Origin of the sequence: Salmonella sp. SAL4457 (genome assembly GCF_046548235.1) — a bacterium.
Lineage (GTDB): Bacteria > Pseudomonadota > Gammaproteobacteria > Enterobacterales > Enterobacteriaceae > Salmonella > Salmonella enterica.
Window position 1 is genome coordinate 107449 of record NZ_JBGDZO010000002.1, and the last position, 12900, is coordinate 120348.

A 12900-nucleotide genomic window follows, 5' to 3' on the forward strand; every position below is an offset into this window, starting at 1 on the left:
CTGTAGAGAGATTATTTTTCATGAAGGTAAATATCGATACCAGCGATATGCTGTATGCCGAAGCATGGCGCGATTTTAAAGGTACGGACTGGAAAGAAGAAATTAATGTCCGTGATTTTATTCAGCATAACTATACGCCCTATGAGGGGGATGAATCTTTTCTCGCCGACGCGACGCCAGCGACCACGGCGTTGTGGGAAAAGGTGATGGCGGGAATACGTATCGAGAACGCGACCCATGCGCCGGTGGATTTCGATACCAACATCGCGACGACGATTACCGCGCACGATGCGGGGTATATTGAAAAAGATCTGGAAAAAATCGTCGGTTTACAAACGGATAAGCCGCTTAAACGCGCTTTGCATCCGTTTGGCGGCGTTAACATGATCAAAAGTTCATTCCACGCTTATGGCCGCGAAATGGACGCCGATTTTGAATATACCTTTACCGACCTGCGGAAAACCCATAATCAGGGCGTATTCGATGTTTACTCGCCGGATATGCTGCGCTGCCGTAAATCCGGCGTATTAACCGGTTTGCCGGATGGTTATGGTCGCGGGCGCATTATTGGCGATTATCGCCGCGTCGCGCTGTATGGCATCCGTTATCTGGTACGCGAACGCGAGCTGCAATTCGCCGACCTGCAGTCGAATCTGGAGCAGGGACAGAATCTTGAGGCGACGATTCGCCTGCGTGAGGAGTTGGCGGAGCACCGTCGCGCGCTGCTGCAAATGCAGGAGATGGCGGCGAAATACGGCTATGATATCTCCCGCCCGGCGCGGAACGCGCAGGAAGCGGTACAGTGGCTCTACTTCGCTTATCTGGCGGCGGTAAAATCGCAAAATGGCGGTGCAATGTCGCTGGGAAGAACCGCCTCGTTCCTTGATATCTACATTGAGCGCGATTTCAACGCGGGCCTTCTGACAGAGCAGCAGGCGCAGGAGCTGATCGACCATTTCATCATGAAGATCCGCATGGTGCGCTTCCTGCGCACGCCGGAATTTGATTCACTCTTTTCCGGCGATCCGATCTGGGCCACCGAAGTTATTGGCGGGATGGGGCTCGATGGCCGCACGCTGGTGACGAAGAACTCTTTCCGTTATCTGCATACCCTGCACACGATGGGGCCAGCGCCGGAGCCGAACCTGACCATACTGTGGTCAGAAGCGTTGCCGGTGGCATTCAAGAAATATGCTGCGCAGGTCTCCATCGTGACCTCATCTTTGCAGTATGAAAACGACGATTTAATGCGTACCGACTTTAACAGCGACGATTACGCCATCGCTTGTTGTGTCAGCCCGATGGTCATCGGTAAGCAGATGCAGTTCTTCGGCGCGCGCGCCAACCTTGCCAAAACGTTGCTGTACGCTATCAATGGCGGCGTTGATGAGAAACTGAAAATCCAGGTCGGGCCGAAAACCGCGCCGTTAACGGATGAGGTGCTGGATTATGACGCAGTAATGGAGAGCCTCGACCATTTTATGGACTGGCTGGCGGTGCAGTACATTAGCGCGCTGAACATCATTCACTACATGCACGATAAGTACAGCTATGAAGCTTCGCTGATGGCGCTGCACGACCATGATGTGTATCGGACGATGGCGTGCGGCATCGCCGGACTGTCGGTGGCGGCGGATTCCCTGTCCGCCATCAGGTACGCTCAGGTGAAGCCGATTCGCGACGAAAATGGCCTTGCCATCGACTTTGCTATTGAAGGCGAGTATCCGCAGTACGGCAACAACGATGAGCGCGTGGACAGCATCGCCTGCGACCTGGTGAAACGCTTTATGCAAAAAATTAGCGTGTTGCCGACGTATCGCAATGCGGTGCCGACGCAGTCCATTTTGACCATCACCTCGAACGTCGTGTACGGGCAGAAGACCGGCAATACGCCGGATGGACGCCGCGCCGGAACGCCGTTCGCGCCGGGGGCGAACCCGATGCATGGTCGTGACCGCAAAGGGGCGGTGGCCTCGCTGACGTCGGTGGCGAAACTGCCGTTTACCTACGCCAAAGACGGTATTTCGTACACCTTCTCGATTGTGCCTGCGGCGCTCGGGAAAGAAGATGCGGTGCGGAAAACCAATCTTGTCGGCCTGCTGGACGGCTATTTCCATCATGAAGCACAGGTAGAAGGCGGGCAGCATCTGAACGTCAATGTCATGAACCGTGAAATGTTGCTGGATGCGATTGAACATCCGGAAAACTACCCGAACCTGACGATCCGCGTTTCCGGCTATGCCGTGCGCTTCAATGCGCTGACGCGTGAACAGCAACAGGACGTTATTTCGCGCACCTTTACTCAGGCGATGTAACGTGAACGGGGCGATCGTGTGGATCGCCCCGCGACGGATCTTCACTGAACGGTAATCTTAGGGGGAGATATGATTAGCGCATTTGATATTTTTAAGATTGGCATTGGACCTTCAAGCTCCCATACCGTAGGGCCAATGAATGCAGGAAAATGTTTTATCGATCGGCTGATCGACAGCGGCGACCTGCCGCGAACGACGCGCATCACGGTTGATCTTTACGGATCGCTATCGCTGACGGGCAAAGGCCACGCGACCGATACCGCCGTCATTATGGGCCTGGCGGGCAATACGCCGCAGGATGTCAATATTGATAGCATTCCGGCGTTTATCCAGGAGGTTGCCCGCAGCAGCCGTTTATCGGTGGCGGGTGGCGCGCATGTGGTGGATTTTCCCGTCGCCGACAGTATTCTCTTTCACGCTGAAACCCTGGCGCGCCATGAAAACGGTATGCGAATTACCGCCTGGCACGGGCAAACGCCGCTTTTACACAAAACGTATTACTCTATTGGCGGCGGCTTTATTGTCGAAGAGGAGCGTTTTGGTCAGTCGCACGACGTAGAAAAATCGGTGCCGTATGATTTTCATTCCGCCAGCGAACTGTTGACGCTGTGTGAAAGACAGGGGCTCTCGGTTTCCGGCCTGATGATGCAAAATGAACTGGCGTTGCGGAGCAAAGAGCAGATTGACGCTGGCTTTGCCCGCATCTGGCAGGTGATGGCGACCGGAATTGAACGTGGCATGAATACTGAGGGCGTGCTGCCGGGGCCGCTGAACGTTCCACGCCGCGCGGTAGCGTTACGGCGTCTGCTGGTCTCCAGCGATAATCTCTCCCGCGATCCGATGAACGTCATTGACTGGATTAACATGTTCGCCCTGGCCGTGAGCGAAGAGAACGCGGCGGGCGGGCGAGTGGTCACCGCGCCGACCAACGGCGCGTGCGGCATTATTCCCGCGGTGCTGGCCTATTACGACAAATTCCGTCGCCCGGTCAATGCCAACTCTATCGCCCGCTATCTGCTGTCGGCGGGGGCGATTGGCATGCTGTACAAGATGAACGCCTCGATATCCGGCGCGGAAGTGGGGTGTCAGGGTGAGGTTGGCGTCGCGTGTTCGATGGCGGCGGCGGGGCTGACAGAACTGCTGGGCGGCAGCCCGGCGCAGGTCTGTATTGCGGCGGAAATTGCGATGGAGCATAACCTTGGCCTCACCTGTGACCCGGTGGCGGGTCAGGTACAAATCCCTTGTATTGAACGTAATGCGATTAACGCCGTTAAAGCGGTAAATGCGGCGCGAATGGCGCTACGCCGTACCTCTGAACCGCGGGTTTCGCTCGATAAAGTAATCGAAACCATGTACGAAACGGGTAAAGACATGAACGACAAATATCGCGAGACGTCGCGCGGCGGTCTGGCGATTAAAGTCGTTTGTGGATAGGCCCGACAGGCGCAGAGTGAGCAGGCTATGGGATAACGTAGAAGACAGAAGTTGAGAAAAGGGCGCACCAAAGTGCGCCCTTTTTTGTTGTGATACGCGTCAAATAGAGAAAATAACAACATTAAACCAATAGTAAATAGAAAAGAATTCTTAACCCACAAGAAATGCAGGCGTTTTATTGGTAAGTTTTTCTCTTATCGTGCGCGTATGATTTTCTTATTACAAGAAAGTACCTGCACCTCACGTTCTGCATATCGCCTTGCTGCGGCACGAAAAATAAAAAAAACCTCTACCTACACATTGAGCGAGAATTTTATGGAATCGGCAAGTAATACCAGCGTAATCCTCGACGCATCAGCCCCGGCGCGTCGGGCAGGGATGACAGAAAGCGAATGGCGTGAAGCCATCAAATTTGATAGTACCGACACCGGTTGGGTCATTATGAGTATCGGGATGGCGATCGGCGCAGGGATCGTTTTTCTTCCTGTCCAGGTTGGCCTGATGGGACTTTGGGTCTTTTTACTCTCTTCTATTATTGGCTATCCGGCCATGTACCTGTTCCAGCGGCTGTTTATTAATACGCTGGCGGAATCCCCGGAATGTAAAGACTCCCCCAGCGTGATCAGCGGCTATCTGGGCAAAAACTGGGGTATTTTATTAGGCGCGCTGTACTTTGTGATGCTCGTCATCTGGATGTTCGTCTATTCTACGGCGATTACTAACGACAGCGCCTCTTATCTGCATACTTTCGGCGTAACGGAAGGATTACTTTCCGATAGTCCATTTTATGGTCTGGTGCTGATCTGCATCCTGGTCGCGATTTCCTCACGCGGTGAAAAATTACTGTTCAAAATCTCCACTGGCATGGTGCTGACCAAGCTACTGGTAGTGGCGGCGCTGGGCGTCTCTATGGTGGGTATGTGGCATCTGTATAACATTGGCGCGCTGCCGCCGATGGCCCTGCTGATTAAAAACGCCATTATTACCCTGCCATTTACGCTGACCTCGATTTTATTTATCCAGACGTTAAGCCCAATGGTGATCTCTTACCGTTCACGCGAAAAATCTATTGAGGTCGCACGCCATAAAGCGCTGCGTGCCATGAATATCGCGTTTGGCATCCTGTTCGTTACCGTATTTTTCTATGCGGTTTCCTTCACCCTGGCGATGGGGCATGACGAAGCGGTGAAAGCCTATGAGCAGAATATTTCCGCCCTGGCGATCGCCGCGCAATTTATTAGCGGCGATGGCGCTGGCTGGGTCAAAGTGGTTAGCGTAATTCTGAACATCTTTGCCGTCATGACCGCCTTCTTTGGCGTTTATTTAGGATTCCGCGAAGCGACGCAAGGCATTGTGATGAATATCCTGCGCCGCAAAATGCCCGCCGAGAAGATTAAGGAAAATCTGGTACAGCGCGGCATTATGATTTTCGCTATTTTGCTGGCCTGGAGCGCCATTGTGCTCAATGCGCCGGTACTGAGCTTCACCTCTATTTGTAGCCCTATCTTCGGTATGGTGGGCTGTTTAATTCCGGCATGGTTGGTCTACAAGGTTCCCGCATTGCACAAATATAAAGGCGCTTCGTTGTACCTGATTATTATTACCGGTCTGCTGCTATGCGTTTCTCCGTTCCTGGCATTCTCTTGATATACCTGAGATTAAGGTTGTTGTTATGTTTGAATCTAAAATAAATCCATTGTGGCAAAGTTTTATCCTGGCCGTACAGGAAGAAGTAAAACCGGCGCTGGGGTGTACTGAGCCAATTTCACTGGCGCTGGCAGCAGCGGCGGCGGCGGCTGAACTTGACGGCACAGTTGAACGCATTGACGCGTGGGTTTCGCCTAATCTGATGAAAAATGGTATGGGCGTTACCGTTCCAGGTACGGGAATGGTAGGGCTACCGATCGCCGCGGCGCTTGGCGCGTTGGGCGGTGATGCGAAAGCCGGGTTGGAGGTGTTAAAAGACGCTTCCGCTAAAGCCGTTGCCGATGCAAAAGCGATGCTGGCCGCCGGACATGTTGCAGTGATGTTGCAGGAGCCATGTAACGATATCCTGTTTTCACGGGCGAAAGTGTATAGCGGCGATAGCTGGGCATGTGTCACGATCGTCGGCGATCATACAAATATTGTGCGGATAGAAACCGACAAGGGCGTGGTATTTACCCAAGCTGATAATGCGCAGGAAGAAGAAAAAACCTCGCCACTGGGAGTGCTGTCTCATACCTCGCTGGAAGAGATCCTGGCGTTTGTGAATGCGGTGCCCTTTGACGCTATCCGCTTTATTCTCGATGCGGCCAGGCTAAACGGCGCGTTGTCGCAGGAGGGACTGCGTGGTTCCTGGGGGCTGCATATTGGTTCGACGCTGGCCAAACAGTGCGATCGTGGTCTGCTGGCGAAAGATCTCTCCACGGCGATTTTGATCCGTACCAGCGCGGCGTCAGACGCCAGAATGGGCGGCGCCACGTTGCCCGCGATGAGCAACTCCGGCTCTGGCAACCAGGGGATTACCGCCACGGTGCCAGTCATGGTGGTTGCTGAACATGTCGGCGCCGATGACGAACGCCTGGCGCGCGCGCTAATGTTATCGCATTTGAGCGCTATCTATATTCACCATCAGCTTCCGCGTTTGTCGGCGCTGTGCGCGGCAACTACGGCGGCGATGGGCGCGGCAGCGGGTATGGCGTGGCTGATAGATGGTCGTTACGACACTATCGCAATGGCTATCAGCAGTATGATTGGTGATGTCAGCGGGATGATTTGCGATGGCGCGTCGAATAGCTGCGCGATGAAAGTCTCTACCAGCGCGTCGGCGGCGTGGAAAGCCGTACTGATGGCGTTGGATGATACGGCGGTGACCGGAAACGAAGGGATTGTGGCGCACAATGTCGAACAATCTATTGCGAATTTGTGTTCGCTGGCGTGTCGCTCAATGCAGCAGACCGACAAGCAGATCATCGAGATTATGGCCAGTAAAGCGCATTAATAATAACGCCCCGGCATGACGTCGGGGCAGCGTGTTGCCCGATGGCGCTGTGCTTATCGGGTCTACCTGTTATCAGCCGGAGCGGGCGCTTGCGCCGCCATCCGGCATGATTTCAGGCTGCGGCCTCTTCTTCTGCCAGCCGGGCTTCGGCGTCCGCCACGATGGCTTCCAGTTCGGTTAGCATCTCTTCATAGCCCAGCGGCACAGTGGCGCTCATCGTCTCCTGTACGGCAGGTTTTACCACGGGCTGACGTTTCTTCGCCGATTTTTTGCTCATCTTGCGACTCCTTTTCTGGCTGGCTACACCGGTAAATCTACCAGTAATGCGCGCAGCGGCGTATCGGCAACCAGCGTAATGTTAGGTTCATCACGAATAAATGCGCCATCTCCGCAGGTTAACGCCTCGCGTTCTTCGTTGTGCGTCATCGCGTGGAACGTACCGTGAATCGACTGCAAATAGGCGCGCGGCCCGTGAAGCTGGAAGTTAAGCGATTCGCCTTTCTCCAGCGTAATATGATGTACCCAGACCTGTTGGCGCAGTTGTAAGCTGTTTTGCTCACCGTCGGGCGAGGCAAGAAGCTGTTGTTGCGCCGTCGAGAGTGGGATTTTTTGTACCAGCGCGTTTTCCCGTTCAGGACAGGCGTCAAGCCACAGTTGCATTCGGGTTAACGGCTTAACTTTGCTGAGATTATGTTCGCTGTAGCTAATGCCCGGCTGCGCGGCGAGCAGCAACGCTTCGCCCGCTTTAGCCTGTACATGGTTGCCGTCGCTGTCGCGGTATTCCGCTTCGCCGTCCAGAATCAGGTTTAAAATATCCACCTTTGGATAAGTTCGAGGCTGAAAAGAGGCGCCCGGCGCCAGCACTTCCTGGTTCAGTACGCGCAACGACGCGTAGCCCAGCAGTGTAGGGTCGAAATAGTGTCCAAAGGAGAAGGTATAGCGGGCCTGTAGCCATCCGTAGTCTGCTTGTCCACATTGTTTGGCGGTTCGGGTCGTAATCATCGTTATTAACCTCTCTTTACTTCCTTTTATGTTAAGGGGCTGGACGCTGCATTGTTAGCCAGATATTCTGCCCGGTATGTTCAAATTTCCTGAATGAGAACGTTATGGCTAAAGAGAGAGCGCTGACGCTTGAAGCATTGCGTGTGATGGACGCCATTGACCGCCGGGGCAGTTTTGCCGCAGCGGCTGATGAGTTGGGGCGGGTGCCCTCCGCGCTGAGTTACACCATGCAGAAGCTGGAAGAAGAGTTGGATGTTGTACTGTTCGATCGCTCCGGCCATCGTACAAAATTCACCAACGTCGGACGTATGCTGCTGGAACGCGGGCGGGTATTGCTGGAAGCGGCAGACAAGTTAACGACGGATGCTGAAGCGTTGGCCCGCGGTTGGGAAACGCATCTGACGCTGGTCACTGAAGCTCTGGTACCGACGCCTGCTTTTTTTCCGCTGATCGACCGGCTGGCCGCTAAAGCCAATACGCAGCTTTCATTGATTACCGAAGTACTGGCTGGCGCATGGGAGCGGCTTGAGCAGGGACGGGCGGATATTGTCATCGCTCCGGATATGCATTTTCGATCGTCGTCGGAAATTAACTCCCGTAAGTTGTATACGCTTATGAATGTGTATGTCGCCGCGCCTGACCATCCTATTCATCAGGAGCCGGAGCCGCTTTCGGAAGTGACGCGGGTTAAATACCGCGGCGTAGCGGTAGCGGATACCGCGCGCGAGCGGCCGGTATTAACGGTGCAACTGTTGGATAAGCAGCCACGTCTGACGGTAAGCACGATTGAAGATAAACGTCAGGCGCTGCTGGCCGGGCTTGGCGTCGCGACCATGCCATATTCGATGGTGGAACAGGATATTGCCGAAGGGCGGCTACGCGTGGTCAGCCCGGAATCGACCAGCGAAATCGATATTATTATGGCCTGGCGGCGCGACAGTATGGGGGAGGCAAAAGCCTGGTGCCTGCGGGAAATACCTAAGCTATTCGCCGGAAAATAAATAGCGCGCGGCGCTTTAAAAGCGGCGCCGCGCCGCCATCAGGAAAAACGTTTCGGATCGGGGCCGAAGCGGTTGTCGCCTGGCGTACCATTCTGGCAGTTGAACGCGATGATGATAAGCCAGCCGATAATGGGGATAAGTAGCAACAGTAGCCACCATGCGGAGCGGTCAGTGTCATGCAGACGACGGAACTGCACGGCCCACCACGGTAAAAAGATCAGAACGCCGTAAATGGTGGTCAGAACGCCTTCACCCCCGGCGCGTTGCCAGCCAAGCATGGCGTCCAGCAGGCCCAACACAAAGGTAAAGATGATATTGACCAGAATAAACATCCAGTACTCTTTGCGTCGCGCGCGGCCGCCAAATCCCAGATAATTTTTTAAAACCTTTAAATACCAATCCATTTTCGCCTCAATAATGGTTCAATCACTTGTTTTTAAAGTAATCAAACTAAGAATAGCCGCGAATGAAATGTTGGTAAATATTTGTGGTATTTATTAATAAGGCGTCCCGGAGGACGCCTGAAATTAGCCAAAGCGTACGTCGCGCCCGTGAGGTTCGAGCAGATCCTGCCACGGTCCGATGGAAATGATACCCGTGGGGTTAATCGTTTTATGGCTACGGAAATAGTGGTGACGAATATGGTCAAGATTAACGGTTTCAGCAATGCCCGGTATTTGATAGATATCGCGCAGGAAACCGTACAGATTCAGGTAGTCGCTGATTCGGTATTTGTCGCATTTGAAATGAGTCACGTAAACCGGATCAAAGCGTACCAGGGTCGTCCATAAGCGGATATCCGCCTCGGTCAACTGGTCGCCCGTCAGATAGCGGTGCTGTCCGAGAATCTGCTCCAGGCGCGCCAGCGCAGTAAATACCTTGTCTACCGCTTCATCATACGCTTGCTGGCTGGTGGCGAAGCCTGCTTTATAAACGCCGTTATTAACGTTGTCATAAATCCAGCCGTTTAACTCGTCAATTTTGCTTTGCAGCGCGGGGGGGTAGTAATCCCCGGCTTTAGCGCCCAGCCCATCGAAAGCGGAGTTAAACATACGAATGATTTCGGCGGACTCGTTGCTGACGATAGTATGATTTTTTGTATCCCATAAGACCGGTACGGTGACGCGGCCGCTGTAGTGTGGATCGGCGTGCAGATACAACTGGTAGAGAAATTCATGCTGATAGAGGGTATCGCCGGTGGCCGCCGGAAAAGTATCATCAAACGTCCAGCCGTTTTCCAGCATCAATGGATTCACGACGGAAACCGGAATAAATGGCTCCAGACCTTTCAGTTTACGGAAAATGAGCGTGCGATGCGCCCAGGGGCAGGCAAGGGAAACGTACAGATGGTAACGATCTTTTTCTGCGGCGAATCCGCCTTCGCCGGAAGGTCCGGGCGCGCCGTCAGCGGTAAGCCAGTTGCGGAAAGCCGACGCTGAACGCTGAAATTTCCCCCCGGAAGATTTGGTGTCATACCAGGTATCGTGCCAGACGCCATCGATCAGTTGTCCCATGTCTCTCTCCTTCAGATGACAAAAGCGAGGCGCTATTCCCTCGCTTTTTTAATTGAGTATAGATTGCTTACCACTTTTTATTCAGCAGACGGTCAAGGCTGAACGCGCCAGGCCCGGTTAACGCCAGTAATAAGAATCCGCCGGCAATGGTCAGGTTTTTCATAAACATCAGCGAGTTTACACCTTCTGCAAAATTGCTATGGAAGATCAATGCCGTCAGCAACGTAAAACCAGCGGTAAAAAGCGCAGTGGTGCGGGTGAGGAACCCCAGCAGAATCGCCAGACCGCCGCCGAACTCAAGCAGTATGGTGAGCGGCAGCAGGAATCCTGGTACGCCCATCGCTTCCATATACTGCTGTGTGCCCGCATAGCCGCTAATTTTTCCCCATCCTGCGGTAATAAACAGAACTGGCATTAAAATACGCGCTATCAGTACACCAACATCTTCTAATTTTTTCATTTTATTCTCCAGAGGGCCGATTCGGCGGCTGCTGCTATTTTCATGAGCAATGACGCGGTTTGGCGCATCATTGTTATCGCTGGAGAGAATCATAAACGTGGCGTACAGGAATTGTTAGCAAGGAAAATTGCCAAATTTTTTCAAAAAATTTGAGTGATTGCTAAAGAGACGATATGCATAAAAGTATCGCGCCACCAGGGGTAATCGGGTGATAACCTGATGGCGCGATGCTATAAAAGAAAAGATATTAACCGCGGAGCTGTTGTTGACGGAGGGTAGTTTTTACCAGGCGCCAGGCGCTCCAGATACCCAGGCCGCGTTTCGCCCAGCGTACCAACATATTAGGATGACGGATGGTCCAGATGGCCATTACGCTGCTACCGACCAGCGCCCAGGAGCGCAGGCTTAACACCGTATTCCAGCCGCGATCGTACGCGCCGGTGGTCTCCAGCCAGTCGCGACGGCTGGCGGACAGATCCAGCCGTTGCTGCTGGATCTGACTGAGAAGCAGCGCTTTACGTTTTTCGCGTTCGCCTTTGCTGCTCACGACTGATCGTCCTCCAGAATTTGCCGATCGTTAGCCAGTTCGTGCCGCGTATGGCGCAATAGCGTGGACTGACGCGCTTTGCGCAAAGTCCAGATGCCGCCGATTAGCGCAAGCACTAACAGCACAACTGTGGTAGCGATCATCGCGTTCAAACGGTACTGAGGATCGATAGCCCAGATGACCAGAACCATCAGGCTCATTAAGCCAAACGCCGCGAAGAGCATGGTAAGACCTACCATCAGCAAAAGCTGAAAGAGGTTCGCTTTCTCTTCTTCCAGTTCTACTACCGCCAGTCGCAGCCGGGTTTCCACCATCTCAACGATAATGGTGACAATCCGCTGCCCGATACCCAGTACGCTTTTGCCTGGTCCTTGTGCCTGTCGAGAGTCCGCCATAATTAACGACGCGTCAGCAGTACGCCCAACACCAGACCGACAGCGGCGCCAATGCCTACGCCTGTCCAGGGATTTTCGCGCACATAATCATCGGCGCGGGCGGCGGCGACGCGAGTCTGTTTGGCAATCACATCACCCGTTTCGCCCAGGCGGTAACGGCTCTCTTTCAGCGCGCGCTCGGCTTTGCTACGAATCTTACTCAACTCTTCTTTCGACTTTTCGCCCGAAGAGCTCAGCACTTCTTCAAGCGTATCGGTCAGGGATTTCAACTCAGCGCGCAGATGTTCCGTAGTGTTATCTTTCGACATAGTTTTCTCCAGGTGAGTGAGTATTTACATTCGGCGTTAATTTAGTAGTCTCTGGCCTCAAGTTTTTTTAGCTCATCCTGAGCCTCGGCCAGCTTACGTTCACGTTTGTCTATTTTATCCGCATCGCCTTTTGCTTTTGCCTCGGCTAAATCACGTTGGCGTTCGGCTACCTCTTCTTTTTGCTCAGCGACCTTTTTCTGATGCTCGGCGCGCAGCTTGCTGTCAGTACAATTGGCGCGTACTTCGCTGAGCGCCTTGTTCAGACCCTCAATACGGCGCTGATTGTTGTGCTTTTCAGCGTAGCTAATTTCCTTTTGTATATCCTGCTCTTTTTCCTGACAAAGCGAATTAGCGTAGCTACCGGCGCTAAGTGTAAAAAGCGTGATAGCCAAAGCGATGCGGTATTTCATTCCTGAACTTTCCCTTATGTTCGGACCCGTTGTCCGGGGCGGTGATCCCGATAATAACGCGGTGGGTTAAACACCGCTTTATTAATCATAGTCATTAAACAATGAAATCACCAAAGTGAGTGATATGATTCGGATTCCTGGAGATTAGCCAAAGCGGTGTGAGCTTTCCCGTAAGCGGGACAGCCACTGTACCGTTTCGTTGTCATCGTCCTGCTGAGCGACGACATAACCGTGTGGTAACGTTTGATCAAGCACTGTTTTTGCTGCGGCGCTTTGCGCAGGGGAATCGAAGGTAATGAGCAACATGTCATTTTTAGGCGTAATGCTTTTAAAATGAATGCCGTTCGCATCCAGATGATGCAGAACTGAGAAGCCGTCTGGCATACTGGCGCCCTGGTTAACCGCGCGAATGGCCAGCGTCGACTCTTGCTGACGCAGCGTTGACCACGTCATCATGAGTATGGTCAGCATCAGTAGAAAAGCGCTGATCCAAATGAGTTGTCGGGCAGTTATGCGTGGTTTAAGCATAAG

The 12900-nt window shown here is 53.2% G+C and carries 15 protein-coding genes; 5 read left to right on the forward strand and 10 right to left on the reverse strand.

The annotated features are described in order from the left end of the window. Nucleotides 1-20 precede the first annotated feature (20 nt). The 4 genes from pflB (at nucleotide 21) to ACLJNW_RS08055 (ending at nucleotide 6732) form a co-directional block, all read left to right on the forward strand. Nucleotides 21-2315, forward strand: coding sequence for a formate C-acetyltransferase (gene pflB / locus ACLJNW_RS08040; protein ID WP_023204539.1), 2295 nt, complete (start codon nucleotides 21-23; stop codon nucleotides 2313-2315). 69 nt (nucleotides 2316-2384) lie between these two features. Beyond that, a complete protein-coding gene (gene tdcG / locus ACLJNW_RS08045; protein ID WP_000622083.1) occupies nucleotides 2385-3749 on the forward strand; it encodes an L-serine ammonia-lyase in 1365 nt (454 codons plus the stop codon). A gap of 315 nt (nucleotides 3750-4064) precedes the next feature. Beyond that, a complete protein-coding gene (locus ACLJNW_RS08050) occupies nucleotides 4065-5396 on the forward strand; it encodes an amino acid permease (RefSeq protein WP_024154690.1) in 1332 nt (443 codons plus the stop codon). Between the two features lie 25 nt (nucleotides 5397-5421). Beyond that, nucleotides 5422-6732, forward strand: a complete 1311-nt coding sequence (locus tag ACLJNW_RS08055; RefSeq protein ID WP_000463070.1) for a serine dehydratase subunit alpha family protein — start codon at nucleotides 5422-5424, stop codon at nucleotides 6730-6732. Between the two features lie 112 nt (nucleotides 6733-6844). Here the strand turns inward: ACLJNW_RS08055 and ACLJNW_RS08060 are convergent, their stop codons facing one another. Both ACLJNW_RS08060 and ACLJNW_RS08065 read right to left on the reverse strand, forming a co-directional pair. Further along, nucleotides 6845-7009 (reverse strand): hypothetical protein, encoded by a 165-nt coding sequence (locus tag ACLJNW_RS08060; RefSeq protein ID WP_000039327.1) that lies wholly within the window; start codon nucleotides 7007-7009, stop codon nucleotides 6845-6847. A gap of 23 nt (nucleotides 7010-7032) precedes the next feature. Next, nucleotides 7033-7734: a pirin family protein gene (locus tag ACLJNW_RS08065; RefSeq protein WP_000633552.1), complete on the reverse strand. Its 702-nt coding sequence runs from the start codon at nucleotides 7732-7734 to the stop codon at nucleotides 7033-7035. A 104-nt stretch (nucleotides 7735-7838) separates the two neighbouring features. Here ACLJNW_RS08065 and yhaJ point away from each other — a divergent pair, with 104 nt between their 5' ends. After that, nucleotides 7839-8735 carry a DNA-binding transcriptional regulator YhaJ gene (gene yhaJ / locus ACLJNW_RS08070; protein WP_001041026.1) on the forward strand — a complete coding sequence of 299 codons (897 nt, stop codon included), beginning with the start codon at nucleotides 7839-7841 and terminating at the stop codon, nucleotides 8733-8735. 38 nt (nucleotides 8736-8773) lie between these two features. Here yhaJ and ACLJNW_RS08075 read toward each other — a convergent pair whose 3' ends face one another. The 8 genes from ACLJNW_RS08075 to mzrA form a co-directional block, all read right to left on the reverse strand. Next, nucleotides 8774-9139, reverse strand: a complete 366-nt coding sequence (locus ACLJNW_RS08075; protein ID WP_000384139.1) for a DUF805 domain-containing protein — start codon at nucleotides 9137-9139, stop codon at nucleotides 8774-8776. Nucleotides 9140-9262: 123 nt separating this feature from the next. Further along, on the reverse strand, nucleotides 9263-10249 hold the full coding sequence (locus ACLJNW_RS08080; protein ID WP_000531165.1) for a glutathione S-transferase family protein: 987 nt from the start codon (nucleotides 10247-10249) through the stop codon (nucleotides 9263-9265). 67 nt (nucleotides 10250-10316) lie between these two features. Beyond that, nucleotides 10317-10709, reverse strand: coding sequence for a DoxX family protein (locus tag ACLJNW_RS08085; RefSeq protein WP_001592732.1), 393 nt, complete (start codon nucleotides 10707-10709; stop codon nucleotides 10317-10319). A gap of 247 nt (nucleotides 10710-10956) precedes the next feature. Then, entirely contained in the window at nucleotides 10957-11256 is a 300-nt protein-coding gene (locus tag ACLJNW_RS08090; protein WP_000095496.1) for a YqjK-like family protein, read from the reverse strand. After that, complete coding sequence (locus ACLJNW_RS08095; RefSeq protein ID WP_000785626.1) at nucleotides 11253-11651, reverse strand: phage holin family protein; 399 nt, start codon at nucleotides 11649-11651, stop codon at nucleotides 11253-11255. The genes ACLJNW_RS08090 and ACLJNW_RS08095 overlap by 4 nt, the downstream gene beginning before the upstream one ends. Before the next feature lie 2 nt (nucleotides 11652-11653). Continuing rightward, the gene (locus ACLJNW_RS08100) at nucleotides 11654-11959 is read right to left on the reverse strand and encodes a YqjD family protein (RefSeq protein ID WP_000031219.1); all 306 of its coding nucleotides are present in this window, start codon (nucleotides 11957-11959) and stop codon (nucleotides 11654-11656) included. Between the two features lie 41 nt (nucleotides 11960-12000). After that, on the reverse strand, nucleotides 12001-12369 hold the full coding sequence (locus tag ACLJNW_RS08105; RefSeq protein ID WP_000877300.1) for a DUF1090 domain-containing protein: 369 nt from the start codon (nucleotides 12367-12369) through the stop codon (nucleotides 12001-12003). 144 nt (nucleotides 12370-12513) lie between these two features. Beyond that, on the reverse strand, nucleotides 12514-12897 hold the full coding sequence (gene mzrA, locus ACLJNW_RS08110) for an EnvZ/OmpR regulon moderator MzrA (protein WP_000917516.1): 384 nt from the start codon (nucleotides 12895-12897) through the stop codon (nucleotides 12514-12516). Nucleotides 12898-12900: the final 3 nt, after the last annotated feature.

Excerpts from the sequence above, each read along its gene's own strand:
- pflB (WP_023204539.1), top strand. The coding sequence starts at position 21 with ATGAAGGTAAATATCGATACCAGCGATATGCTGTATGCCGAAGCATGG.
- ACLJNW_RS08060 (WP_000039327.1), bottom strand. The coding sequence starts at position 7,009 with ATGAGCAAAAAATCGGCGAAGAAACGTCAGCCCGTGGTAAAACCTGCC.
- ACLJNW_RS08080 (WP_000531165.1), bottom strand. The coding sequence starts at position 10,249 with ATGGGACAACTGATCGATGGCGTCTGGCACGATACCTGGTATGACACC.
- ACLJNW_RS08050 (WP_024154690.1), top strand. The coding sequence starts at position 4,065 with ATGGAATCGGCAAGTAATACCAGCGTAATCCTCGACGCATCAGCCCCG.
- tdcG (WP_000622083.1), top strand. The coding sequence starts at position 2,385 with ATGATTAGCGCATTTGATATTTTTAAGATTGGCATTGGACCTTCAAGC.
- ACLJNW_RS08100 (WP_000031219.1), bottom strand. The coding sequence starts at position 11,959 with ATGTCGAAAGATAACACTACGGAACATCTGCGCGCTGAGTTGAAATCC.
- ACLJNW_RS08095 (WP_000785626.1), bottom strand. The coding sequence starts at position 11,651 with ATGGCGGACTCTCGACAGGCACAAGGACCAGGCAAAAGCGTACTGGGT.
- ACLJNW_RS08075 (WP_000384139.1), bottom strand. The coding sequence starts at position 9,139 with ATGGATTGGTATTTAAAGGTTTTAAAAAATTATCTGGGATTTGGCGGC.
- ACLJNW_RS08055 (WP_000463070.1), top strand. The coding sequence starts at position 5,422 with ATGTTTGAATCTAAAATAAATCCATTGTGGCAAAGTTTTATCCTGGCC.
- mzrA (WP_000917516.1), bottom strand. The coding sequence starts at position 12,897 with ATGCTTAAACCACGCATAACTGCCCGACAACTCATTTGGATCAGCGCT.
- ACLJNW_RS08085 (WP_001592732.1), bottom strand. The coding sequence starts at position 10,709 with ATGAAAAAATTAGAAGATGTTGGTGTACTGATAGCGCGTATTTTAATG.
- yhaJ (WP_001041026.1), top strand. The coding sequence starts at position 7,839 with ATGGCTAAAGAGAGAGCGCTGACGCTTGAAGCATTGCGTGTGATGGAC.
- ACLJNW_RS08065 (WP_000633552.1), bottom strand. The coding sequence starts at position 7,734 with ATGATTACGACCCGAACCGCCAAACAATGTGGACAAGCAGACTACGGA.
- ACLJNW_RS08105 (WP_000877300.1), bottom strand. The coding sequence starts at position 12,369 with ATGAAATACCGCATCGCTTTGGCTATCACGCTTTTTACACTTAGCGCC.